The sequence below is a fragment of the Streptomyces sp. C10-9-1 genome (assembly GCF_024497955.1).
Taxonomy (GTDB): Bacteria; Actinomycetota; Actinomycetes; order Streptomycetales; family Streptomycetaceae; genus Streptomyces; species Streptomyces sanyensis.
On sequence record NZ_JANHKP010000004.1, the window covers coordinates 56,436 to 79,440 of the forward strand.

Here is a 23,005-nt window from a genome sequence, read left to right on the forward strand (position 1 = left end):
CCCTCGGTCACAGTCGCTTGACGCCCTTGATGCGGCCCGCCCTGGACGCCCGGGTCCTGGCGGCCTTGATCCTCAGCCCGCTGCGCTGGGCGCCGATCCGCAGGCCGGTTCCGGAGGACAGCCAGCCGGAGGCCACGTCGGAGCCGGTGGAGCCCTGCCCCTCGGCGAGCGGGTCGTTGTCGCTGCGTCTGGCCAGCCACATGATCAGCGGCACGGTGAAGGGCGCGAGGAGCAGGTCGTAGACGGCGGCGGTGAACAGCAGGCCGCCGAGCCCGACGTGCCGGGCCGCGGTGTCGCCGACGAGCGCTCCGACGCCCGCGTACAGGAGGGTGGAGCCCACGGCCGCGGCGACGACCACGAGCATGGGCCCGACCGCCGAACGGAGGGGCTGGCCGTTCTCCGGCCGGACCAGGCCGGCCAGGTAGCCGATCACGCAGAGCACCAGGGCGTAGCGTCCGGCGGCGTGGTCGGCGGGCGGGGCGAGGTCGGCGAGCAGGCCCGCCCCGAAGCCGATGAAGGCCCCGGCGACGTGGCCGTAGACCATCGCCAGTCCGAGGACGGTGAGCAGCAGCAGGTCGGGGACGGCTCCGGGCAGCTGGAGGCGGGCCAGGACGGTGACCTGGACGACGAGCGCGACCACGACCAGGGTCGTGGAGAGCAGCATCCGGTTGAAGCGCATGGGTCGGATCAGCTCCTACTACTCGTCGTCCTGGCCGTCGGGGGCGGTACCCCCGGGCGGATCGGCGCCGGTGCCGCCTGCTGCCTCCCCGGTGGCGGGGGGCTGCTCCGTGCCGTCGGGCAGCCGCCGCTCGGCGGCGCCCTGCGGGAGTTCGCCCTGCTCCTGTGCGCCGCCTTCGAGGGTGCCGTCCGCCCCCGGGGTGACGGTCACGGTGACGGTGGGCGTCGGCTTGGGCTTCGCGGGCCTGGGGGGCAGGACCATGTCGCGCGGGTCGGTGTCCGGTGCCTGGACGACCACGCCGACGATGTCGAGCTTGCTGAACGAGGCGTACGGGCGGACGTAGACGTTGCGGGTGAGGGCCCCGCCGGAGGGGTCCACGCGGACGACCTCGCCGACCGGGACCCCCGGGACGAAGGGCTTGTTCGCCTGCGAGCCGAAGGTGACCAGCCGGTCGCCCTTCTTGACCTTGGCCTTGCCGTTGAGCATCTGGACCAGCAGCGGCCGGTCGCCCTGGCCGGTGGCGAAGCCGAGTTCGCTGGTCTTCTCCATGCGGGTGCCGACGGTGAAGTCGGGGTCGTTGGCGAGGAGCACGGTGGACGTACGCGGGCCGACGGTGGTGACCCGGCCCACGAGCCCGTCGCCGTTGAGGACCGTCATGTCCCGGCGGATGCCGTCGTCGGAGCCGATGTCGATGGTGACGGTCCAGGAGAAGCCCTGGGCCGCTCCTATGGCGACGACCTCGGCCCCCTTGACCCCGTACTGGCCGGTTGCCGCGGTGCGGATCAGCCCGTCGAGTTCGCGGAGCCTGCTGCGGTTGCGGTCGTCGCTGCCGAGGCGCTGCTTCAGTTCCGCGTTCTGCCGCTCCAGCTCGCTGATGCGGTCGTGGCGCTCGCCGGAGTCGCGGACCGCGCCGATGGCGTTCCCGATCGGGTCGACCGCGGCCGCCACCCCGCTCTCGACGGGTCCGAAGACGGTGGCCGCCGCCTGCCGGGCTCCGTCGACCGGGGACTCCTCGCCGCCGCGGATGTCCACCGTGATCAGAGCGAACGCGATGGCGATCAGCAGCACCAGGAGCAGCCGGCTCTCTCGTGTGTCCCTCACGTGCGGCGGCCGTGCCTTCCTCGTCGGTATGGGGTGTCGGTGGTGCAGACGGTGCTGCGGACCGGCCGGGAGCGGGGCGCCCCCGGCCGGGGTCCGCTGCCCCGTACGGCGGAGGGTGCGCCCCGGGGGGGGCGCACCCGTGACGCCTAACGACGCGGTTGTGCGTCCAGTACCTGCTGGAGCGCCTCGAACTCCTCGACGCACTTCCCGGAGCCGAGGGCCACGGAGTCGAGGGGGTCCTCGGCGATGTGGATCGGCATGCCGGTCTCGCGGCGCAGGCGCTCGTCGAGGCCCCGCAGCAGCGCCCCGCCGCCGGTGAGGACGATCCCGCGGTCCATGACGTCGCCGGAGAGCTCGGGCGGGCACTTGTCGAGCGTCGTCTTCACGGCGTCGACGATGGCGTTGACGGGCTCCTCGATGGCCTTGCGGACCTCGGCCGCCGAGATGACGACCGTCTTGGGCAGCCCGGAGACCAGGTCGCGCCCGCGGATCTCGGTGTGCTCGTCCTTGTCCAGCTCGTACGCGGACCCGATGGTGATCTTGATGCTCTCGGCGGTGCGCTCACCGAGGAGGAGCGAGTACTCCTTCTTGATGTGCTGGATGATCGCGTTGTCGAGCTCGTCGCCCGCCACCCGGATGGACTGTGCCGTGACGATTCCTCCGAGGGAGATCACGGCGACCTCGGTGGTGCCGCCGCCGATGTCGACGACCATGTTGCCGGTGGCCTCGTGGACGGGCAGCCCGGAGCCGATGGCGGCGGCCATGGGCTCCTCGATGATGTGCACCTGGCGTGCGCCCGCCTGGGTGGACGCCTCGATGACGGCACGGCGCTCGACACCGGTGATACCGGAGGGGACGCAGACCACGACCCGCGGCCGGGCGAGGTAGCGACGCTTGTGGATCTTGAGGATGAAGTAGCGGAGCATCCGCTCGGTGATCTCGAAGTCGGCGATCACGCCGTCCTTCAGAGGCCGGACGGCGACGATATTGCCGGGCGTCCGGCCGATCATCTTCTTCGCTTCGGCTCCGACCGCGAGAATGCCGCCCGTGTTGGTGTTGATCGCGACGACGGACGGCTCGTTGAGAACGATCCCCCGGCCTCTGACGTACACCAGCGTGTTGGCGGTCCCGAGGTCGACAGCCATGTCACGGCCGATGAACGACATGTTGTTCCCCATGAGGATGCGTCTGGCCTTCCCAAATCGAGCGTTGATGGCTAATCAGGATGGCGAGGTGGGTGCTGTGGCGTGGAGGCTTACATCGTAGTGCCGTAGGCACGGACACTGCGCGCTGGTCCACCTCTGTATGTGGTGACGATGCTTTGTAGCCATGCGTTCCCGCAATACCCGTGCGTAGACCTGAGGCGACCGAAATTCCTTCGGTCGCCCCAAGTCAAGACCCCTGTATGGCTGATGCTTTGTCAGGAATTCCCCGACGCGGCGGGGCTCAGAGTTCCGGGAAGAACAGCTTCAGTTCCCGTGCGGCGGACTCCTCGGAGTCCGAGGCGTGGATCAGGTTCTCCCGGACGATGGTGCCGTAGTCGCCGCGGATGGATCCGGGGGCCGCCTCGATCGGGTCCGTGGGGCCCGCCAGCCGGCGTACGCCGTCGATCACCCGCTCGCCCTCCACCACCAGGGCCACGACCGGCCCGGAGGACATGAAGGCCACCAGCGGCTCGTAGAAGGGCTTGCCCTTGTGCTCGCCGTAGTGCTGCTCCAGGGTGGCCCCGTCGAGCTGGCGCAGTTCCAGCGCGGCGATGCTCCATCCGGCCTTGGCCTCGATGCGGCCGATGATCTCTCCGATCAGGCCCCGGCGAACGGCGTCGGGCTTGAGCAGGACGAGCGTGCGCTGGCTCACGGTGCGGGCTCCTTCATGTGCGGTGTCCAGGGCCTGCGGCCCGGCCTGGGGACGACAGGCACCCCCGAGGCTACAGGGCCGGGACCGACGCCGGTCACGCAGCGTCAGGCCCTGCCGAGGCCTCCTGGGCCCAGCGCGCCTTGGCCTCGTCGACCTTCCTGCCGAAGTGGACCGAGGCCCACCACAGCCCGGCGAACACGACGCCGAGGAAGAACATCGCGGGCACCACGAAGCCGCCCGCGATCAGCGCGATCTGGAGCGCCCAGCCCAGCTGGACGCCGCCCGGTCGGGTGATCATGCCGCACAGCAGCAGGGACAGCAACATCCCGGCGCCGCAGACCGCCCAGACCGCGCCCATCGAGGCGCCGTCCGCCTTCATCGCCACCAGCCCGGCGAACCCGATCACGAAGAACTCGCCGATCAGCGTGGATGCACAGAGCGTACGCATCGGGGTCAGCCCCTCCCCAGCAGCAGCCGGGCCTCGCCGACCGTGATCACCGAGCCGGTCACCAGGACGCCCGCCCCGCTGAACTCCGACTCCTCCTCGGCGAGGGTGATAGCGGCCTCCAGCGCGTCGTCCAGCCTCGGCTCCACCACCACCCGCTCGTCGCCGAAGACCTCCACGGCCAGCGCGGCGAGCTCGTCGACGTCCATGGCCCGGTCCGTGGAGTTCCGGGTGACCACGATCTCCGCGAAGATCGGCTCGAAGGCCTCCAGCATCCCCCGGACGTCCTTGTCACCGCTGGTGCCCACGACGCCGATCAGACGGGAGAAGCCGAAGGACTCGGTGATCCCCTCGGCGGTGGCCCGCGCCCCCGCGGGGTTGTGCGCGGCGTCCAGCACCACGGTGGGGCTCCGCCGCACGACCTCCAGCCGGCCCGGGGAGACCACGGAGGCGAAGGCCCGGCGGACGGTGTCGGCGTCCAGGGTGCGGGCGTGTTCGGCGCCGACACCGAAGAACGCCTCCACGGCGGCCAGGGCCACCACGGCGTTGTGGGCCTGGTGCGCGCCGTACAGGGGCAGGAAGACCTGGTCGTACTCGCCGCCGAGCCCGCGCAGGGTCAGCAGCTGGCCGCCCACCGCGACCTCCCGGGAGACGATGCCGAACTCCATTCCCTCGCGGGCGACCGTGGCGTCCACCTCGACGGCCTTCTTGAGCATCACCTGGGCGGCGTCCACCGGCTGCTGGGCCAGCACCACGGTGGCACCGGGCTTGACGATGCCCGCCTTCTCGCCGGCGATCTCCGCCGGGCTGGAGCCCAGGCGGTCGGTGTGGTCCAGGGAGATCGGCGTGACGACGGCGACGGAGCCGTCGACGACGTTGGTCGCGTCCCAGGTGCCGCCCATGCCGACCTCGACCACGGCCACGTCGACCGGGGCGTCGGCGAAGGCCGCGTAGGCCATGCCGGTGAGCACCTCGAAGAAGGACAGCCGGTACTCCTGGGAGGAGTCCACCATCTCGACGTAGGGCCTGATGTCCCGGTAGGTCTCCACGAACCGCTCGGGCGCGATGGGCGCGCCGTCGAGGCTGATCCGCTCGGTGATCGACTGCACGTGCGGGGAGGTGTAGCGCCCGGTGCGCAGCTCGAAGGCGGCGAGCAGGGCCTCGATCATCCGCGCGGTGGAGGTCTTGCCGTTGGTGCCCGTGATGTGGAGGGAGGGGTAGGCCCGCTGGGGCTCGCCGAGCACGTCCATCAGTGCGGCGATACGGGAGACCGAGGGCTCCAGCTTGGTCTCGCCCCAGCGCGTCGCCAGTTCCGACTCGACCTCGCGCAGCGCCTTGTCGACCTCCGGGTCGGCGGGCCGGGCGGGCACCTGGTCGCTCTGCGGGGCTCCGGCCGTGGCGCGCAGGGTGCGGCTGCCGGCCTCGATCACCGCCAGGTCGGGGTCGCGGTCGGTCTCGGCGTCGACGATCTCGTCGAAGGGGTCGGGATGCTCACTCACGGGCACCAGTCTACGGAGGAGCGGGGGCGGGGGCGGTGAGGCCCCGGGGGTCCCGGGGCCTCACCCGCCTGTGCGCCGCCTCAGGCCGTCGGCAGGTTCGCCAGCTGGCCGGTGATCCGGGCGATCTCCGCCTCGGCCTTGGCCAGGCGGGTGCGGATCTTCTCCACCACCTGGTCGGGTGCCTTGGCGAGGAAGGCCTCGTTGCCCAGCTTGGCGTTCGCCTGCGCGACCTCCTTCTCCGCCGCGCCGAGGTCCTTGGTCAGGCGCTTGCGCTCGGCCTCGACGTCGATCGTGCCCGACAGGTCGAGCGCGACCGTGGCGCCCGCGACCGGCAGGGAGGCGGTGGCCTGGAAGCCCTCGCCCTCCGGCTGGAGGCGGAGCAGCTGCCGGATCGCGGCCTCGTGGGGGGCGAGCGCGGTGCCGTCCAGCGCGATCCGGGCCGGGACCTTCTGGCCCGGCTGGAGGCCCTGGTCGCTGCGGAAGCGGCGGACCTCGGTGACGACCTGCCGGACGAGCGCGATCTCCTGCTCGGCGTCCTCGTCGCGGAAGCCGCTGTCGGCGGGCCATTCCGCGATCACCAGGGACTCGCGGCCCGTCAGGGTCGTCCACAGGGTCTCGGTGACGAAGGGCACGACCGGGTGGAGGAGCCGGAGCATCACGTCCAGGACCTCGCCGAGGACCCGGCCGGAGACCCTGGCCTGCTCGCCGCCGGCGAAGAAGGTCGTCTTGGAGAGCTCGACGTACCAGTCGAAGACCTCGTCCCAGGCGAAGTGGAACAGCGCCTCGGAGAGCTTCGCGAACTGGAAGTCCTCGTAGTGGGCGTCCACCTCGGCGACGGTCTTGTTCAGGCGGGAGAGGATCCAGCGGTCCGCGGCCGACAGCTGCTCGGCGGGCGGGAGCTCGCCCTCCACGGTGGCGCCGTTCATCAGGGCGAAGCGGGTCGCGTTCCAGATCTTGTTGGCGAAGTTCCGCGAGCCCTGGACCCAGTCCTCGCCGATCGGGACGTCGACGCCCGGGTTGGCGCCGCGGGCCAGCGTGAAGCGCAGGGCGTCCGAGCCGTAGGTGTCCATCCAGTCGAGCGGGTTGACCGCGTTGCCGAAGGACTTGGACATCTTCTTGCCCAACTGGTCGCGGACCATGCCGTGCAGGGCGATGGTGCGGAACGGCGGGGTGCCGTCCATCGCGTAGAGGCCGAACATCATCATCCGGGCGACCCAGAAGAAGAGGATGTCGTACCCGGTGACCAGGACGGAGTTCGGGTAGAACTTCGCGAGGCTCTCGGTCCGCTCCGGCCAGCCCAGGGTGGAGAAGGGCCACAGGCCCGAGGAGAACCAGGTGTCCAGGACGTCGGTCTCCTGGTGCCAGCCCTCGCCGCTCGGCGGCTCCTCGTCGGGGCCGACGCAGACGACCTCGCCGTCGGGGCCGTACCAGACGGGGATGCGGTGGCCCCACCACAGCTGGCGCGAGATGCACCAGTCGTGGAGGTTGTCGACCCAGTCGAAGTAGCGCTTCTCCATCTCCTGCGGGTGGATCGCCACCCGGCCGTCGCGGACGGCGTCGCCCGCGGCCTTGGCCAGCGGGCCGACCTTGACCCACCACTGCAGGGACAGCCGCGGCTCGATGGTGGTCTTGCAGCGCGAGCAGTGGCCGACGGAGTGGACGTAGGGCCGCTTCTCCGCGACGATCCGGCCCTCGGCGCGCAGCGCGGCGACGATCGCGGAGCGCGCCTCCAGCCGGTCCAGGCCCTGGAACGGGCCGGGGGCGGTGATGACGGCGCGCTCGTCCATGACGGTCAGCGAGGGCAGCCCGTGGCGCCGGCCGATCTCGAAGTCGTTCGGGTCGTGGGCGGGCGTCACCTTGACGGCGCCGGTGCCGAACTCGGGGTCCACATGGGTGTCGGCGACGACGGGGATGCTGCGGTCGGTCAGCGGCAGCCGGATCTCTCTGCCGACCAGGTGCCGGTAGCGCTCGTCGTCCGGGTGGACGGCCACCGCGGTGTCGCCGAGCATGGTCTCGGCGCGGGTGGTCGCGACGACGATCGTCTCCTCGCCCTCGCCGTAGGTCATGGAGACCAGCTCGCCGTCGTCGTCCTGGTACTCGACCTCGATGTCGGAGATGGCGGTGAGGCAGCGGGGGCACCAGTTGATGATGCGCTCGGCGCGGTAGATCAGCTCGTCGTCGTAGAGGCGCTTGAAGATGGTCTGGACGGCCCGGGAGAGGCCCTCGTCCATGGTGAAGCGCTCCCGCGACCAGGCGACGCCGTCGCCGAGGCGGCGCATCTGGCCGGAGATCTGGCCGCCGGACTCGCCCTTCCACTTCCAGACGCGCTCGACGAAGGCCTCGCGGCCCAGGTCCTGGCGGGACTTGCCCTCCTTGGCGAGTTCGCGCTCGACGACGTTCTGGGTGGCGATGCCCGCGTGGTCCATGCCCGGCTGCCACAGCGTCTCGTGGCCCTGCATCCGCTTGCGGCGGGTGAGGGCGTCGATGAGCGTGTGCTCGAAGGCGTGGCCCAGGTGCAGGCTGCCGGTGACGTTGGGCGGGGGGATGACGACGGTGAACGGCGGCTTGTCGCTGGCCGCGTCCGCCTCGAAGTAGCCCCGCTCTACCCAGCGCTCGTACAGCGGCCCCTCTACGTCGGCCGGCGCGTACTGGGTCGGCAGTTCGGTGGTGGGCGCGCTCTGATGCTGAGTGTTCTCGGTCACGGGCCCAGTTTAGGGGTGTCACGGGGCGGTCCTGAAACACGATTCTTCGGTAACACTGCGGGCCCCTGCCTCGCTGGACCGCTCCCCCGTGCGCCAGGATGTTCGGAACACATAAGCATCACGAGGGGGACACCCGCGATGAGCCACAACCAGCCGGGCCCGTACGGGGACCAGCCCCAGCAGCCGGGCCCGTACGGCCAGCCGGGCCCCTACGGCCAGCAGCAGCCCGGGGCGCAGCAGCCGGGCTACGGCTATCCGCAGCAGGCGCCGCAGGGTGTTCCGCCGCAGCCCGGATACGGGTACCCGCAGCAGGCGGGCCCGTACGGGAGCCAGCCCCAGCAGCCCGGTCCGTACGGGAGCCAGCCCGAGCAGCCGGGCCCGTACGCCCAGCCGGGCCCCTACGGCCAGCAGCAGCCCGGCCCCTACGGCCAGCCCGGATTCCCCGCCCCCGCCCAGCCGCCGCAGAGCGGTGGCGGCGGCAGGAAGGCGGCCCTGATCGTCGGCGCGGTGGCGGTGGTGGCCGCGGCCGCCGTCGGCGCGTACTTCGTGATCGGCGGGGGTGGCGGCAACTCCGCCGTGTCCGAGGACACCAAGGGGTACAAGATCACCCCCGCGGAGGCGATCGGCGCCTACGAGAAGGACGGGTCGGACAAGGCCGCGCCACTGGACGACGAGCAGAAGGCGAACGCCCGGGCGATGGGCGTCAAGGACCCGAGCATGGTGGCGGCCTCCTACGTCTCGGGCGACAAGAGCGATCCGTTCTCGATGAAGAACATGAGCCTGACCGGGATGTGGGGCGAGGTCGCCGACCCCGAGAAGGCCGTCGACTCGGGCTTCGCCAACTACGAGAAGGACCAGAGCAAGACGCTGGGCAAGAACATGGAGGTGGAGCCCGTCGGCTCCCCCGTGGAGAAGACCCCGGCCGGCTTCGAGGGCGCGCTGATGAAGTGCCAGTCCATCAAGTTCGTCAACGCCGAGGGCGACGGCACCATGGCCAAGGGCCCCAAGGAGTTCGAGGTGCCCACCTGCATCTGGGCCGACTACAGCACGGTCGGCGTCGTGAACGCGATCGACCTGTCCGCCGCGATCGCGGGCGGCAAGGGCCTCGGCCTGGACCAGCTGGCCGAGCTGACCGCCGAGCACTACAAGGAGTCCCGCTCCAAGGTCTGACCCCTCCGCTCGCCGGAGCCCCGCCGACGGCGCCGGCGGGGCTCCGGTGCGTCCGGCGCGGCCCGCCGGCCCGAGGCTCCTTCGGCACAGGGCCCTTCAGGCCGGTGGGCGGGGTGCCCGCGGCCCCGGGCACGGCTCAGGGGGCGTCCCCGCCGGAGCCTGCCGGGCGGGGACGCCCCCTGTGTGCGCCGCGGCGCCTACGCGCTCTTCTCGTGGCGGCCGTTGCCCTCGTCCTTGACGATCCGCGGGACCAGTGTCGGGTTGACGTTGTTGTGGACGACGTCCGCCGTGATGACCACGCGGGCGACGTCCTTGCGGGACGGCACCTCGTACATCACCGACATCAGGACCTCCTCCATGATGGCCCGCAGCCCCCGGGCCCCCGTGCCGCGCAGGATCGCCTGGTCGGCGATGGCCTCCAGTGCCGGGCGGTCGAAGTCCAGCTCGACACCGTCGAGTTCGAACAACCGCTGGTACTGCTTCACCAGGGCGTTACGCGGCTCGACGAGGATCTTCAGCAGCGCCTCGCGGTCGAGGTTGTGCACGGAGGTGATCACCGGGAGCCGGCCGATGAACTCGGGGATCATCCCGAACTTGACCAGGTCCTCCGGCATGACCTCCTGGAACTGGTCACTCGCCTCGATCTCGCGCTTGGAGCGGATCGTCGCCCCGAAGCCGATGCCCTTGGCCCCGGCGCGGGACTCGATGATGCGCTCCAGCCCCGCGAACGCACCGCCCACGATGAACAGCACGTTCGTCGTGTCGATCTGGATGAACTCCTGGTGCGGGTGCTTGCGACCGCCCTGCGGAGGAACGGAGGCGGTGGTGCCCTCCAGGATCTTCAGCAGGGCCTGCTGCACGCCCTCGCCGGAGACGTCCCGGGTGATCGACGGGTTCTCGCTCTTGCGGGCGACCTTGTCGATCTCGTCGATGTAGATGATCCCGGTCTCGGCCTTCTTGACGTCGTAGTCGGCCGCCTGGATCAGCTTCAGCAGGATGTTCTCGACGTCCTCGCCGACGTACCCGGCCTCCGTGAGCGCCGTCGCGTCGGCGATGGCGAACGGGACGTTGAGCATGCGGGCGAGCGTCTGGGCGAGCAGTGTCTTGCCGGAGCCCGTGGGGCCCAGCAGCAGGATGTTGGACTTCGCGAGCTCGATCGCGTCGTCCCGGCCCTGCGCGCCGCCGTTCTCCCCGGCCTGGACGCGCTTGTAGTGGTTGTACACCGCGACGGAGAGCGCCTTCTTGGCCGGCTCCTGGCCGACGACGTAGCTCTCCAGGAACTCGTAGATCTCACGGGGCTTGGGCAGTTCCTCCCAGCGGACCTCGGAGGTCTCCGCGAGCTCCTCCTCGATGATCTCGTTGCAGAGGTCGATGCACTCGTCGCAGATGTACACCCCGGGCCCTGCGATGAGCTTCTTCACCTGCTTCTGGCTCTTGCCGCAGAACGAGCACTTGAGCAGATCGCCGCCATCACCGATGCGTGCCACGAGGTGCTTCCCCTTCGCCTGGGAGCAGCGTGGTTCGGCCGCTCCTGGTGCCTCATATCCGACGGTACCTTGCCTGGCCCCCCGTTCGGGCCCCCCTTGGCACGGTTCACATGGACGTGCACCGCGCCAAGGGCGCCGGACGCGGTCAGGCGGCCGCTGCGGCCGCGCTCTTGCGGGTCGAGACGATCTGGTCGACGAGCCCGTAGGCGAGGGCGTCCTCGGCCGTGAGGATCTTGTCGCGCTCGATGTCGTCGCGGACCTTCTCGATCGGCGTGGTGGAGTGCTTGGCCAGCATCTCCTCCAGCTGCTCGCGCATGCGCAGGATCTCGTTGGCCGCGATCTCCAGGTCGGAGAGCTGCTCCCGGCCGGTCTGCGAGGAGGGCTGGTGGATCAGCACGCGGGCGTGCGGGAGGGCCATGCGCTTGCCCGGGGTGCCGGCGGCCAGCAGGACGGCGGCGGCGGAGGCGGCCTGGCCCATGCAGACGGTCTGGATGTCCGGCTTCACGAACTGCATCGTGTCGTAGATGGCGGTGAGCGCGGTGAACGAGCCGCCGGGGCTGTTGATGTAGATCGAGATGTCGCGGTCCGGGTCCATCGACTCCAGGCACAGCAGCTGCGCCATGACGTCGTTGGCGGAGGCGTCGTCGATCTGCACGCCGAGGAAGATCACGCGCTCCTCGAACAGCTTCGCGTAGGGGTCGTACTCGCGCACGCCCTGCGAGGTGCGCTCGACGAAGCGCGGGACGACGTAGCGGTTGTCCGGCTGCGGACCGGTGTAGAGACCGCTCGCGGAGAAGTTGCTCATGTGGGTGTTCACCATCCTGGGGGCGTTCTGCGGGCTCGGACGAGGCGGGCGGGGCGGGCGGTGCGGCTCAGGCGCCGGTGCCGCCACCGCCGGGCACGCCCGAGGCGGCGGAGATGATCTCGTCGATGAGGCCGTAGTCCTTGGCCTCCTCCGCGGTGAACCAGCGGTCGCGGTCGCCGTCGCGGATGATGGCCTCGACCGTCTGGCCGGAGTGCTGGGCGGTGATCTCGGCCATGCGCTTCTTGGTACGGAGCAGGTACTCGGCCTGGATCTTGATGTCCGAGGCGGTACCGCCGAGGCCGGCCGAGCCCTGGTGCATGAGGATGTCGGTGTTCGGCAGGGCGAAGCGCTTGCCCGGGGCGCCGCCGGTCAGCAGGAACTGGCCCATGGAGGCCGCCATGCCCATGCCGATGGTGACGACGTCGTTCGGGATGTACTGCATGGTGTCGTAGACCGCCATGCCCGCCGTCACCGAACCGCCGGGGCTGTTGATGTAGAGGTAGATGTCCTTTTCCGGGTCGGCGGCAAGGAGCAGCATCTGCGCCGTGATCTTGTTGGCGATGTCGTCGTCGACCTGCTGGCCGAGGAAGATGATGCGCTCGCCGAGCAGCCGGCTGTAGACCTGGTCGCCGAGGCCACCACCGATGGACGGCTCGCCGGCGGCGTAAGGCATCAGATTCGTCACGTGTCCACCTGCTCGTCTCTGACGGCTGCGGCCGTCTCAGCGTCTTCGTACCGGGGGGCGGGGACTTGCCTGCCCTCGTACCCATGGACCCTAACGCGCAGGTCGGACAGAGCCATCCCGGTTCCCGAACTGTTCGCTGGGAGCGCAAGCTAGGGCCCTGGGCCTACGGCAGACGGGCTCCGGACGCCCTGCGGCGTCCGGAGCCCGTCCACGGCCGGAGCGGGGCTCAGGCCCCTGCGGAGGAGGCTCAGCCCTCGGTCTTCTCGGCGTCCTCGGCGGAGGCCTCGGCCTTCTCCTCGGTCGCCTCGTCCTCGTCCTCGTCCAGGTCGACGACCTCGCCGTTGGTGTCGGTGACCTTGGCGGCCTCGACGACCACGGCCAGCGCCTTGCCGCGGGCGACCTCGCCGACGAGCATCGGCACCTGGCCGCCCTCGACGACGGCCTGGGCGAACTGGTCCGGGCTCATACCGGAGGAGGCCGCACGCCGCATGAGGTGCTCGGTGAGCTCCTCCTGGTTGACGTTCAGCTTCTCCTTGTTGACCAGCTCGTCGAGGATGAACTGGGTCTTGATGCCCTTGACCGCCTGCTCGCGGGTCTCGGCGTCGAACTCCTCGGCCGACTTGCCCTGGATCTCCAGGTACTTGTCGATCGTGAGGCCCATCTGGCCCAGCTGGTGGTGCTCCAGGTTGTGCTTGCGGGTGTTGACCTCGTCCTCGAGGAGCTTCTCGGGGATCGGCACCTCGACCAGCTTCAGCAGCTCCTCCAGGACGCGCTCCTGCGCCTGGGTGGCCTGGTCGTACTGCTTGGTGTTCTCCAGGCGCTTGCGGCTGTCCGCCCTGAGCTCCTCGAGGGTGTCGAACTCGGAGGCCAGCTGGGCGAAGTCGTCGTCCAGCTCCGGCAGCTCGCGGGCGGCGACGGCGGTGACCTTGACGGTGACCTCGGCGTCCTTGCCCTCGGCGGAGCCGCCCTTCAGCTGAGAGGTGAAGGTGGCCTCGCCGCCGGCCTCCAGACCGGTGACGGCCTCGTCGACGCCGTCCAGCAGCTCACCGGAACCGATGGTGTAGGACACGCCGTTGGCCACGCCGTCGGGCAGGACCTCGCCGTCGACCTTGGCCTCCAGGTCGATGGTGACGACGTCGCCCTCGACGGCGGCGCGCTCGACCGGGTTGGTGGACGCGAAGCGCTCACGCAGCTGCTCGACGGCCTTCTCGACGTCCTCGTCGGTGACCTCGACGGCGTCGACGGTGACCTCGATGCCGGAGTAGTCCGGGATCTCGACGGCCGGGCGGACGTCCACCTCGGCGGTGAAGTTCAGCGTCTCGCCGTCCTTCAGCTCGGTGATGTCGACCTCGGGCTGACCCAGCGGGTTGATCTCCGCCTCGTTGACCGCCTCGGTGTAGAACTTCGGGAGGGCGTCGTTGACGGCCTCCTCCAGCACCGCACCACGGCCGAACCGCTGGTCGATCACTCGGGCCGGGACCTTGCCCTTGCGGAAGCCCTTGACGGTGACCTGCTGGTTGATCTTCTTGTACGCCGCGTCGAGGCTGTCCTTGAGCTCCTCGAAGGGCACCTCGACAGTGAGCCGAACCCGGGTCGGGTTCAGGGTCTCCACGGCGCTCTTCACGGTTCGGTCTCCTTGGTGGCTGACATCTAGGGGTTCAGCTGGCGCCGGGAACCGGCGGCTCAGCGGATCGGGCCCGGCACATCAGACACACGGGCACGCAGCTTGCATAGTAACGGCAAGCAGGAGGGCCCTCACAACGTGATCTTGCTGGTCGGGGTGGCCGGATTCGAACCGACGACCTTCCGCTCCCAAAGCGGACGCGCTACCAAGCTGCGCCACACCCCGTCGGTGCGAACCGTAGGGTACATGCCCCGGGGCGCCTGGTCGGCCTCTTTGTCCGGCGCCGTGCAAGGGTGTGTGCGCCGGGCACCGGTGACCCGCTACGATGCTTCTCGTGTCCAGGCGCTCGCCGCCTGCGGCGCACTCTGTGCGGGCGTAGCTCAATGGTAGAGCCCTAGTCTTCCAAACTAGCTACGCGGGTTCGATTCCCGTCGCCCGCTCCACACGGCTCAGGGCCGGGCCGGAGGATCATCCTCCGGCCCGGCCCTGATGCGTTCCCGGCCCGGCCCCACGTGCCCGCTGCGCGCCCATCCCGGTCGTCAGCTCGCGCGTGCCCGCACCGGTCGCGGCGGCGAGCGTGCTGCCGCTGTGCCGAAGATCATGAAGGTGCAGCCCCCGGCCTGCCCGCACGGCTCACGCCACAGCTCGCCGAAGCGGTTCCGCCGGGGCACGGCCTCCGCCGCTCCGGCCCGGCTGCCCGGCCGCACGCCGACAGGGCGGGGGCGTGACGGGGGTGAGGTCCCGCCGCAGCCGGGACGGTCGGCTCCACGGCTTCCGGAAGCCACCGTGGGGCGAGCCTCCGAACTCGGGGCCCGCAACGGGCCCTACGGGCGGGTCCGCAGACTGCCCGACGTCGCCGACCGGCGTACGGGCCCCGGCCGCTCTCCCCCATGGCAGCCCCCGCCCCGAAGCCGCTCCGCCGGCCTCAGCCGGTCTCCCCCCAAGGGCCGGCGGTCTCACCCTTGGGCGCCCAGAGCAGTGGCTGACTCACACGGCAGCGCTCGTTCACGCCCTGGTCCCAGGGGAACCGGCCGGCCTCGTCCGGCCAGAACAGCTGAGTGATCGGCAGTGGCGGAGCCTGGTAGAAGTCGATACCCGCGCCGAAGTAGTCGGGGTACCAGCTGGGATGCACAGGTCGGACCACCACGTCGTAGCCGTTGAGAACATCCCCCCGGCGCTGGTCGGGTTCCAGTGGGCTCCCGTCCCGGATCGCCGCCCCGGCCGCGTTCGCCACACGCATCGCGGTCTGCGAAGGAAGGCCGAACACGCTGACCTCCGGACTGCGCATCGTGTGCCAGAGACCGATCGAGTAGCCCCAGTCGCCGCCGGCGTCACCGCCGGCCACGCCCATGACGTGCCAGCCGTGGTCCGCGACGTTCCTCGCGATGTGACGATCGCGTTCCTCCGACACGGGGCCGCCCCATTGCGTCGGGGCACACAGCAGGCAGAAGCAGGGGGACTCGTCCATCCGAGGAGACTAGCCCTGCCCCGCTCACCGGGACCTCCGGCGGTGAGCCGGCCCCGCATCGGGCAGGGCCTGCCCCGCCCGACCACGTCGTCGACGGTGGGCGGGGCCGCGGGGCGGGGCCGCGGCGGGCAACGCGGGCGGCCCCGGCACGGTGGAGTCGCCCGGGGCGGGGTGGGGTACGGCGGGTACCGGCCCCGGGAGGGCCGCCCCGCCGCGTCAGAAGGTTATCTGGTTGATCGTCTCGGCCAGCGAGTTCATGAATCTGTTGATCGACGGGGCGATGCCCGTCGAGGCCAGGAAGAAGCCGAAGAGGATCGCCACGAGGGCCGGGCCGGGCTTGATGGAACCGCCGCGGACCATCACCACCAGGATGACCAACAACAGCACCACCACAGACAGCGAAATGGCCACACTGATCACACCCTCGGTCGGTCCGCCTTGCCGGCCCGGGGGCACGCGGCCCGGCACGCCCCCGACGGCACCCATGGTGCCATCAACCTCCCTGCCCCCGGGGCCGGGTGGTGAATCGTGGACGTCACGATCACGCCACCACCCGGGGCCCGGCCCCCTCACCGGGAGCCCGACACGCCGGCCGGCCGGCCTCCGGGGCAACAAGGGGGAGATGTACCGGCGGTTTCGTTTCCAGGCCCTCACCCGCCGTCCACAGGAACTCCGAAGAGCCGCGGGCCGCGAGGGCCTCCGCACCGCGAGCCCCTACCGGAATGGCCCTTTTATTGCGCTTTCGACCGGTCAAAGCCGGTCATAAAACAGCGCTGTTGACGCCCTCGGCGAAGCCCTCGACGTGTTTCCCCCACCCGTTCTCGATGGCTAGGGTGCCGTGGATGTTCCACGCTGCGCACGCATCCCGGAGAGCGGCCGCCCTGGACACCGGGGAGCCGGAGACCGCCCCTGCACCGCCCCGGGCGACCACCCCGGCCCCTGCGGCAGGTGGCCGGAACTCCCCCTCGCCACCGGGCGGTGAGCCCTCCGGTCACACGGGTCGCGACCCCTTCTTCGACAACGCCAAGTACCTGGCGATCGTGCTGGTGGCGGTGGCCCACGCCTGGGAACCGGTCATGGACGGGAGCCGGGCGGCCCGCGCCCTCTACATGATCGTCTACACCTTCCACATGCCGGCCTTCATCGTGATCTCGGGCTACTTCTCGCGCAGCTACCAGGGCAGGCCCGGGCAACTGCGGCGGCTGCTCACCGGGATCGCCCTGCCCTACGTGGTCTTCGAGGTGGCGTACTCCCTGTTCGCCCGCTGGTCGGGGCACAGCCCCGACCAGCCCGTCACCCTTCTCGACCCCTACTACCTGACGTGGTTCCTGGCCGCGCTCTTCGTCTGGCGGCTCACCACCCCGCTGTGGCGGATCGTGCGGTGGCCCCTCCCGGTGGCACTCGGAATCGCCGTGGCGGCCGCGCTCACGCCCGGCATCGGAGCGGATCTGAACCTCCAGCGGGTGCTCCAGTTCCTGCCCTTCTTCGTCCTCGGGCTCACCCTCGGGCCGGAGCACTTCCAGATGGTGCGACGGCGGGAGGTGCGGCTGATGAGCCTGCCGCTGCTGGCGGCCACCGCCGCCTTCGCGTACTGGGCCGCGCCCAGGGCCGGGCTGGACTGGTTCTTCCGGTCGAGCAGCATCCAGGAGATCGGCGTCCCCTGGTGGCGGGGCGTCGCCATGGTGCTCGGCCTCTTCGGCTGCGCGGTCGTGCTCACGGCCGTGTTCCTCGCCTGGGTGCCCGCCCGGCGCACCTGGATGACCTCCCTGGGAGCGGGGACGATCTGCGGCTACCTGCTGCACGGGGTCCTCACCAAGGCCGGCGACTGGCTCGGCTTCTTCGAGGCCAATCCCTGGCTGGGCAGCCCCCTCGGCCTGGTGGTGCTCAGCACGGGGATGGCCGTCGCGGTGACACTGCTGTGCACGCCCCCGGTACGGCGCCTGCTGCGCGCGGTGACCGAGCCCGAGCTGCGGTGGGCCTTCCGCCGTGACGTCACCGACCTCCGGCCCGGCGGCCGCTGACGCGGGTGGGCGGCCCGCGCGGGCCGCCCGCCGGTCACCCCGGAGGCAGCCCGAGCAGGCGCCGGGTCGTGGCGTACTTCTCGACCAGGCGCGTCCGGGTCGGGAGGTCCAGCTCGGCGAGGCGGCCCGGATCGGTGTTGTGGGCCAGGTCCGCCTCCTTGACCAGCAGCGCCCCGGGGACGGCGAGCACCCGCGCGGCGTACGCGGCGGGCTCCTCGCCCCTCTCCCTGGTCAGCGCGAGCACCATGTCCTTCACGGACCGCGGCAGGGCGGCCGCCTCCAGCCAGGCGCGGCTGAGGCGGTCGTCCTCGATCGCGTCGTGCAGCCAGCCCGCGGCGATCTGCTCCTCGCTCCCGCCGCGGGCGCGGACCCCTTCGGCGACGGCGGCCAGGTGCTCGGCGTAGGGGCGCCCGGACTTGTCCGTCTGCCCGGCGTGCGCCTCGCGTGCGACGGCCTCGACCTCGTCCAGGCTCAGGGTGTCTGCCATGCCCCGACTCTAGGCCGTGTCCGGCACATGGCGCCGTCCCCCCTCAGGGCGGGGCGCGTACCGGGGGTCGGGCACCGGGCGGGAGGCGTCGGACACCCCCCGGAGGCGTGCGTACCGGGCCGTCGCGCGCCGGGCGGGAGGCACCGGGTCCACGTCGCGGCGGAGGGCCGCGCCCGGGTCAGGTCCGACGGGACAGCAGCAGCAGCGCGCGGTCGTCGTTGACGTCCTTGGCGACGGCCTCGATCAGGTGCCAGGCCGCGCCCTCGAAGCCGGTCGCGACATACCGCTCGGCCTCTCCCGTCAGCCGGTCGATGCCCTCGGCGATGTCGCGGTCGGACGCCTCCACCAGGCCGTCGGTGAACAGCATGAGCACGTCGCCGGGGCGCAGGGAGCCCTTCAGCGGGTCGAACTGCGCCCCGTCGTAGACGCCCAGCAGGGGGCCCTCGGCCGCCCGCTCCTCCCAGCGGCCGCTGCCCGCGTGGTACTGGAGCGCGGGCAGGTGGCCCGCGGACAGCAGCTCGTAGTCCCCGGAGTCGAGGTCGAGCACCAGGTGGACGGAGGTGGCGAAGCCCTCGTCCCAGTCCTGCCGCAGCAGGTAGCCGTTGGCGGCGGGCAGGAAGGCGTGCGGGGGCAGGGAGCCGAGCAGCCCGCCGAAGGCGCCGGAGAGCAGCAGTGCGCGGGAGGCCGCGTCCATCCCCTTGCCGGAGACGTCCGTGAGCACGACCTCCAGGGTGCGCCCGCCGCCCGTGCGCGCGGCGACCACGAAGTCGCCGGAGAAGGACTGCCCGCCCGCCGGGCGCAGCGCCATCTCCCGGTGCCAGCCCTTGGGCAGGCGGGGCAGGGCGCTCTGCACCCGGATCCGCTCGCGCAGGTCGAAGAGCATCGTCCCGCCCCGTCGCCACGGTACGCCGACCCGGGCCCGGAACTGGGCTATCAGCAGCCCGAAGAAGCCGCAGGCGGCGACGGTGAGGACCGTGCCGGGAGTGACGCTGGCCGCGCTCTGGGTGTACGGGCCGAGCACCGTGGACTCCACGATCAGGCCGGCCGCCGCCGCCGCGTAGAGCCCGAGCAGGCTGGCGGGCCGCAGCAGCAGACCGCCCGCGACGATGGGCAGCACCAGCGCCACCGGGGAACACCACACGGGGTTGGTGACGGTTCCCCAGACCAGGGCCGGGACCGTGAGCAGCAGTCCGGCCAGCGCGAACCGGTCGGAGCCGTCCCCGCGGAAGTAGTCGACGGCGGACCGGCGCAGCGCGGTGCGGACCCGGTGAGCGGCCTTCCGCTGCCGGGCCGAGAACGAGTCTGGTGAAGAGCCGCGGGCCACCCGGTGGACCCTATCCACCCGCCCGCCCCGCGTGCAGGGGTACCCCGGGACAACGCGTTCGAAATCCGGTCGCGGCCGTCCGGAGGGGGCTGGTAGGGATGGCGTATGACACCTGATCTGCGGCCCGTGACCGATGCCGACTGGGACTCCTGGTACTCCTCGCTGGAGCGTGCCTTCGGCGGGGTCCGGGAGTCGGACCAGGAGCGGGCGCTGTACCGGGACCTGACCGAGCTGGACCGTTCCTTCGGTGCCTGGGACGAGGGCGCCTGGGTGGGCACCGCGGGTGCGTTCTCGTTCCGGCTGTCGGTGCCGGGCGGGGCGATGGTTCCCGCGGCCGGCGTGACCATGGTCAGCGTGGCGGCGACGCACCGGCGGCAGGGCGTGCTGACGGCGATGATGCGCCACCAGCTGGACTCGGTCCGCGAGCTGGGCGAGCCGCTCGCCGTGCTGACGGCCTCCGAGCCGGCCATCTACGGCCGCTTCGGCTACGGGACGGCGACGTACGCGATGTCCGTGGACGTGGACTCCTCCCGGGTGGCGATCGCCGCGCCGCCGGGGACCGAGGGGGTGCGGCTGCGCTTCGCGGACCCGGAGCAGGCGGCCGGGGCGTGCGAGGCGGTCTACCTGCGCCGGGCGGGCGCGCGGCCGGGCATGCCGGCGCGCTCGCCCGGGTGGGAGCGGCAGCCGCTGCTCGACCCGCCGGCGGACCGGGAGGGGGGCTCGCCGCTCCAGTGCGTGCTGGCCGAACGCGGGGGTGAGACCGTCGGGTACGCGCGCTTCCACAACCGTCCCGACTGGTCGGACGCCGGGCCGAAGGGCGCGGTCGTGCTGCGGGACGCCGCCGCCGACGACCCGGCGGCGTACGCGGCGCTCTGGCGGTTCCTGTGCGGGATCGACCTGACGAGTTCGGTGCGCTCGCGGAACCTGCCGGTGGACGACCCGCTGCTGCACCTGGTCTCCGACGTGCGCCGGTGCTCGGTGCGGACACGGGACTCGCTGCACCTGCGGCCCGTGGAGCTGGGTGCGGCGCTCCAGGCGCGCACCTACCGGGCGCCGGTGGACGTGGTGCTGGAGGTGGCGGACGCGTTCTGCCCGTGGAACACCGGGCGCTGGCGCCTGAGCGGTGACGCCAAGGGCGCCTCCTGCGAGCGCACCCGGGACGCGGCGGACCTTGAGCTGTCGGTGCGGGAGCTGGGCTCGGCCTACCTCGGCGGGGTGTCCCTCTCCTCGCTGGCGGGCGCCGGCCGGGTGCGGGAGCTGCGGAAGGGGGCGCTGGCCGAGACCTCGGCGGCGTTCGGCTCCGACGCCGCCCCCTGGCTGCCGCACGGCTTCTGAGCGGGGCGGCGGCCGCCGCCCCCGTTCCCGCGGGGCAGGGGCGGCGGGATCAGCGCCGCTGGCAGGTGGGGCACCAGAAGAGGTTGCGCGCGGCGAGCGGCGCGGTGCGGACGGTGTCCCCGCAGACGTGGCAGGGCATGGCGGCCCTGCGGTAGACGTAGACCTCGCCGCCGTGGTCGTCGACGCGCGGCGGGCGGCCCGTCGCCTCGGGCCCGTGCTCGGGGCGGACCGTGTCGATCCGGTTGTTCCGGACGCCCTCGCGCATCAGCGCGGCGAGGTCCGCCCACACCGCGTCCCACTCGCGCCGGGTGAGGTCGCGCCCCGCCCGGTAGGGGTCGATGCCGTGCCGGAACAGGACCTCGGCCCGGTAGACGTTGCCGACCCCGGAGACGACCTTCTGGTCCATCAGCAGGGCGGCGATGCTGCTCCGGGACCGGGAGACGCGTGCCCAGGCGCGGTCCGGTCCGTCGTCGGGGCGCAGCGGATCGGGCCCCAGGCGGTCGTGGACGGCCGCCTTCTCCCCGTCGGTGACCAGGGCACAGGCGGTGGGCCCCCGCAGGTCGACGTAGGAGTCGGGGTTGGCGAGCCGGAGGCGGACGGTGTCCGTGGGCGGCGGGGCCGGTGCGTCGCCGAAGGCCACCTTGCCGAAGAGGCCGAGGTGGATGTGGACCCACTCGCCGCGTCCGAAGCCGAGGAAGAGGTGCTTGCCGTGGGCCTCGGTGGCGTCGAGCACGGCTCCGTCTATGAGCGCGGCGGAGTCGGCGAACTTCCCCTGCGGGCTGGTGGCCCGCACGGGCCGGCCGCCGAACCGTTCCCGGTAGTCGGCGGCCAGCCGGTGGATGGTGTGCCCTTCGGGCATCAGGCGGTCGGCTCCTGCGGGTGGTGCGCCGGGATCGGCGGGAGCTCGCCGGTCGTCTCGTAGGCGGAGAGCATCTCGATGCGGCGGGTGTGCCGCTCCTCGCCCGAGTACGGGGTGGCCAGGAAGACCTCGACGAAGGAGGTCGCCTCCTCCTCGGAGTGCATACGGGCGCCGACGGCGATCACGTTGGCGTTGTTGTGCTCGCGGCCGAGGGAGGCGGTCTGCTTGCTCCAGGCGAGTGCCGCGCGTACGCCCTTGACCTTGTTGGCGGCGATCTGCTCGCCGTTGCCCGAACCGCCGATCACGATGCCGAGGGAGTCGGCGTCGGCCGCGGTGCGCTCCGCGGCGCGCAGGCAGAACGGCGGGTAGTCGTCCTGGGCGTCGTAGACGTGCGGACCGCAGTCCACGGGCTCGTGGCCGTTGGCCTTCAGCCACTCGACGAGGTGGTTCTTGAGTTCGTAGCCCGCATGGTCCGAGCCGAGGTAGACGCGCATGGTCCGAGTGTGGCACGAGGGGAGGGCGCGTCCGGGTGCGGGGCCCGCCCGGCGGGGCGGACCGGCACGGTCCGTTTCGGTGTGCGGCAGTGCGCGGGGGTGCACGGGCGCGGGCGCGCGCGGGGGGCGCACGCACGTACGGCGCGGGCCCGCCCGCCGCGGGCGCGGCCGACGGGCCCCGGGGGCGCCGGAGGGGATCAGCCGCGCCGCCCGGCGATCCTCCAGGCGGTGGGCAGGGCGCCCATGGCGAGCGCCGCCTTCAGCGCGTCACCGAAGAGGAACGGCAGGAGGCCGACGGCGATCGCCTGGGACAGGCTCATCCCGGTGGCCAGGGCCAGGTAGGGAACGCCCACGGCGTAGATGATCAGGGAGCCGAGGGCCATCGCCCCGGCGGTGCGCAGCACGGTCCGGTCGGCGCCCCGGCGGGCGAGGGCGCCGACCACGGTCGCGGCCAGCAGCATGCCGAGGATGTAGCCGAAGGAGGGCATGCCGTATCCGGAGGCGCCCTGCGCGAACCACGGCACGCCGAGCACACCGGCGACGGCGTAGAGGCCGAGGGAGAGGAAGCCGCGCCGGGTGCCCAGGGCGGAGCCCACCAGCAGGGCGGCGAAGGTCTGGCCGGAGACCGGGACGGGGGAGCCGGGGACCGGCACGGAGAGCTGGGCCGCGAGTCCGGTCAGCGCGGCACCGGAGGCGACCAGAGCGATGTCCCGGGCGCGGGAGGCCGGGACCAGGTCGGCCAGGACGAGGCCGGATCGGACGGGGGCGGCAGCGGTGCTCATCGGGCTCTCCGGAGGTGAGGGGCGGGGGAACAGGGCGACCGTAGCCCAGCGTGACGTACCCGATCACCGTCATCCGCCCACAAAGCGACGGCCGGCGCCATGGTGGAGTTCGGACAAAGCAGCGAGACAGGACCCCGGGACGGGTGATGCTCATCACTAAGGTCCGGGGCGCGTAGGGCCA

At 71.9% G+C, this 23,005-nt stretch carries 21 protein-coding genes and 2 tRNA genes; 4 read left to right on the top strand and 19 right to left on the bottom strand.

All coding sequences use genetic code 11. From position 1 onward, the window contains the following. Window positions 1-7: 7 nt before the first annotated feature. From mreD to NPS70_RS06770, 7 genes are all read right to left on the bottom strand, one after another. The gene (gene mreD, locus NPS70_RS06740; protein ID WP_256523116.1) at window positions 8-679 is read right to left on the bottom strand and encodes a rod shape-determining protein MreD; all 672 of its coding nucleotides are present in this window, start codon (window positions 677-679) and stop codon (window positions 8-10) included. A gap of 18 nt (window positions 680-697) precedes the next feature. Then, entirely contained in the window at window positions 698-1,780 is a 1,083-nt protein-coding gene (mreC, locus tag NPS70_RS06745; RefSeq protein ID WP_256523117.1) for a rod shape-determining protein MreC, read from the bottom strand. A gap of 146 nt (window positions 1,781-1,926) precedes the next feature. Beyond that, the gene (locus tag NPS70_RS06750; protein ID WP_256523389.1) at window positions 1,927-2,946 is read right to left on the bottom strand and encodes a rod shape-determining protein; all 1,020 of its coding nucleotides are present in this window, start codon (window positions 2,944-2,946) and stop codon (window positions 1,927-1,929) included. Window positions 2,947-3,226: 280 nt separating this feature from the next. Continuing rightward, entirely contained in the window at window positions 3,227-3,637 is a 411-nt protein-coding gene (gene ndk / locus NPS70_RS06755) for a nucleoside-diphosphate kinase (RefSeq protein ID WP_256523118.1), read from the bottom strand. 94 nt (window positions 3,638-3,731) lie between these two features. Then, the gene (locus NPS70_RS06760; RefSeq protein WP_256523119.1) at window positions 3,732-4,085 is read right to left on the bottom strand and encodes a DUF4233 domain-containing protein; all 354 of its coding nucleotides are present in this window, start codon (window positions 4,083-4,085) and stop codon (window positions 3,732-3,734) included. Window positions 4,086-4,090: 5 nt separating this feature from the next. Then, a complete protein-coding gene (locus tag NPS70_RS06765) occupies window positions 4,091-5,581 on the bottom strand; it encodes a folylpolyglutamate synthase/dihydrofolate synthase family protein (RefSeq protein ID WP_256523120.1) in 1,491 nt (496 codons plus the stop codon). A gap of 80 nt (window positions 5,582-5,661) precedes the next feature. Then, a complete protein-coding gene (locus NPS70_RS06770; protein WP_256523121.1) occupies window positions 5,662-8,283 on the bottom strand; it encodes a valine--tRNA ligase in 2,622 nt (873 codons plus the stop codon). A 138-nt stretch (window positions 8,284-8,421) separates the two neighbouring features. Here NPS70_RS06770 and NPS70_RS06775 point away from each other — a divergent pair, with 138 nt between their 5' ends. After that, the gene (locus tag NPS70_RS06775) at window positions 8,422-9,453 is read left to right on the top strand and encodes a hypothetical protein (RefSeq protein WP_256523122.1); all 1,032 of its coding nucleotides are present in this window, start codon (window positions 8,422-8,424) and stop codon (window positions 9,451-9,453) included. 197 nt (window positions 9,454-9,650) lie between these two features. On the opposite strand, the gene clpX is transcribed toward NPS70_RS06775, so the two are convergent. The 5 genes from clpX to NPS70_RS06800 form a co-directional block, all read right to left on the bottom strand. Continuing rightward, a complete protein-coding gene (clpX, locus tag NPS70_RS06780) occupies window positions 9,651-10,940 on the bottom strand; it encodes an ATP-dependent Clp protease ATP-binding subunit ClpX (RefSeq protein WP_256523123.1) in 1,290 nt (429 codons plus the stop codon). A 145-nt stretch (window positions 10,941-11,085) separates the two neighbouring features. Then, entirely contained in the window at window positions 11,086-11,760 is a 675-nt protein-coding gene (locus NPS70_RS06785) for an ATP-dependent Clp protease proteolytic subunit (protein WP_256523124.1), read from the bottom strand. Window positions 11,761-11,812: 52 nt separating this feature from the next. Further along, window positions 11,813-12,418, bottom strand: a complete 606-nt coding sequence (locus NPS70_RS06790) for an ATP-dependent Clp protease proteolytic subunit (protein WP_256523390.1) — start codon at window positions 12,416-12,418, stop codon at window positions 11,813-11,815. A gap of 259 nt (window positions 12,419-12,677) precedes the next feature. Beyond that, complete coding sequence (tig, locus tag NPS70_RS06795) at window positions 12,678-14,054, bottom strand: trigger factor (RefSeq protein ID WP_256523125.1); 1,377 nt, start codon at window positions 14,052-14,054, stop codon at window positions 12,678-12,680. 148 nt (window positions 14,055-14,202) lie between these two features. Continuing rightward, window positions 14,203-14,279: transfer RNA gene (locus tag NPS70_RS06800), tRNA-Pro, on the bottom strand. A gap of 144 nt (window positions 14,280-14,423) precedes the next feature. Between NPS70_RS06800 and NPS70_RS06805 the strand changes: the two genes are divergently transcribed. Continuing rightward, window positions 14,424-14,497: transfer RNA gene (locus tag NPS70_RS06805), tRNA-Gly, on the top strand. Window positions 14,498-14,979: 482 nt separating this feature from the next. Here NPS70_RS06805 and NPS70_RS06810 read toward each other — a convergent pair. Next, entirely contained in the window at window positions 14,980-15,522 is a 543-nt protein-coding gene (locus NPS70_RS06810; protein WP_256523126.1) for a DUF4262 domain-containing protein, read from the bottom strand. A gap of 216 nt (window positions 15,523-15,738) precedes the next feature. After that, window positions 15,739-15,933: a hypothetical protein gene (locus NPS70_RS06815; protein ID WP_256523391.1), complete on the bottom strand. Its 195-nt coding sequence runs from the start codon at window positions 15,931-15,933 to the stop codon at window positions 15,739-15,741. Between the two features lie 431 nt (window positions 15,934-16,364). Between NPS70_RS06815 and NPS70_RS06820 the strand changes: the two genes are divergently transcribed. Further along, window positions 16,365-17,543 carry an acyltransferase family protein gene (locus tag NPS70_RS06820; RefSeq protein ID WP_256523127.1) on the top strand — a complete coding sequence of 393 codons (1,179 nt, stop codon included), beginning with the start codon at window positions 16,365-16,367 and terminating at the stop codon, window positions 17,541-17,543. A 34-nt stretch (window positions 17,544-17,577) separates the two neighbouring features. Here the strand turns inward: NPS70_RS06820 and NPS70_RS06825 are convergent, their stop codons facing one another. Together NPS70_RS06825 and NPS70_RS06830 are read right to left on the bottom strand one after the other, a co-directional pair. Next, window positions 17,578-18,030, bottom strand: coding sequence for an HD domain-containing protein (locus NPS70_RS06825; protein ID WP_256523128.1), 453 nt, complete (start codon window positions 18,028-18,030; stop codon window positions 17,578-17,580). Window positions 18,031-18,208: 178 nt separating this feature from the next. Next, window positions 18,209-19,354: a PP2C family protein-serine/threonine phosphatase gene (locus NPS70_RS06830; RefSeq protein WP_256523129.1), complete on the bottom strand. Its 1,146-nt coding sequence runs from the start codon at window positions 19,352-19,354 to the stop codon at window positions 18,209-18,211. Between the two features lie 105 nt (window positions 19,355-19,459). On the opposite strand from NPS70_RS06830, the gene NPS70_RS06835 reads away from it, so the two are divergent. After that, entirely contained in the window at window positions 19,460-20,689 is a 1,230-nt protein-coding gene (locus NPS70_RS06835) for a GNAT family N-acetyltransferase (protein WP_256523130.1), read from the top strand. Window positions 20,690-20,738: 49 nt separating this feature from the next. Here NPS70_RS06835 and NPS70_RS06840 read toward each other — a convergent pair whose 3' ends face one another. The 3 genes from NPS70_RS06840 to NPS70_RS06850 form a co-directional block, all read right to left on the bottom strand. After that, a complete protein-coding gene (locus NPS70_RS06840) occupies window positions 20,739-21,548 on the bottom strand; it encodes an Fpg/Nei family DNA glycosylase (protein WP_256523131.1) in 810 nt (269 codons plus the stop codon). Beyond that, the gene (locus tag NPS70_RS06845; RefSeq protein ID WP_256523132.1) at window positions 21,548-22,042 is read right to left on the bottom strand and encodes a ribose-5-phosphate isomerase; all 495 of its coding nucleotides are present in this window, start codon (window positions 22,040-22,042) and stop codon (window positions 21,548-21,550) included. The genes NPS70_RS06840 and NPS70_RS06845 overlap by 1 nt, the downstream gene beginning before the upstream one ends. 197 nt (window positions 22,043-22,239) lie before the next feature. Next, window positions 22,240-22,824, bottom strand: coding sequence for a biotin transporter BioY (locus tag NPS70_RS06850; protein ID WP_256523133.1), 585 nt, complete (start codon window positions 22,822-22,824; stop codon window positions 22,240-22,242). Between the last annotated feature and the right edge of the window lie 181 nt (window positions 22,825-23,005).

Bases quoted from the DNA above. Each gene is read 5' to 3' on its own strand.
- mreD (WP_256523116.1), bottom strand. From the start codon at position 679: ATGCGCTTCAACCGGATGCTGCTCTCCACGACCCTGGTCGTGGTCGCG.
- NPS70_RS06750 (WP_256523389.1), bottom strand. From the start codon at position 2,946: ATGTCGTTCATCGGCCGTGACATGGCTGTCGACCTCGGGACCGCCAAC.
- NPS70_RS06760 (WP_256523119.1), bottom strand. From the start codon at position 4,085: ATGCGTACGCTCTGTGCATCCACGCTGATCGGCGAGTTCTTCGTGATC.
- NPS70_RS06775 (WP_256523122.1), top strand. From the start codon at position 8,422: ATGAGCCACAACCAGCCGGGCCCGTACGGGGACCAGCCCCAGCAGCCG.
- NPS70_RS06785 (WP_256523124.1), bottom strand. From the start codon at position 11,760: ATGGTGAACACCCACATGAGCAACTTCTCCGCGAGCGGTCTCTACACC.
- NPS70_RS06790 (WP_256523390.1), bottom strand. From the start codon at position 12,418: ATGCCTTACGCCGCCGGCGAGCCGTCCATCGGTGGTGGCCTCGGCGAC.
- NPS70_RS06810 (WP_256523126.1), bottom strand. From the start codon at position 15,522: ATGGACGAGTCCCCCTGCTTCTGCCTGCTGTGTGCCCCGACGCAATGG.
- NPS70_RS06820 (WP_256523127.1), top strand. From the start codon at position 16,365: ATGTTCCACGCTGCGCACGCATCCCGGAGAGCGGCCGCCCTGGACACC.
- NPS70_RS06825 (WP_256523128.1), bottom strand. From the start codon at position 18,030: ATGGCAGACACCCTGAGCCTGGACGAGGTCGAGGCCGTCGCACGCGAG.
- NPS70_RS06835 (WP_256523130.1), top strand. From the start codon at position 19,460: ATGACACCTGATCTGCGGCCCGTGACCGATGCCGACTGGGACTCCTGG.
- NPS70_RS06840 (WP_256523131.1), bottom strand. From the start codon at position 21,548: ATGCCCGAAGGGCACACCATCCACCGGCTGGCCGCCGACTACCGGGAA.
- NPS70_RS06845 (WP_256523132.1), bottom strand. From the start codon at position 22,042: ATGCGCGTCTACCTCGGCTCGGACCATGCGGGCTACGAACTCAAGAAC.
- NPS70_RS06850 (WP_256523133.1), bottom strand. From the start codon at position 22,824: ATGAGCACCGCTGCCGCCCCCGTCCGATCCGGCCTCGTCCTGGCCGAC.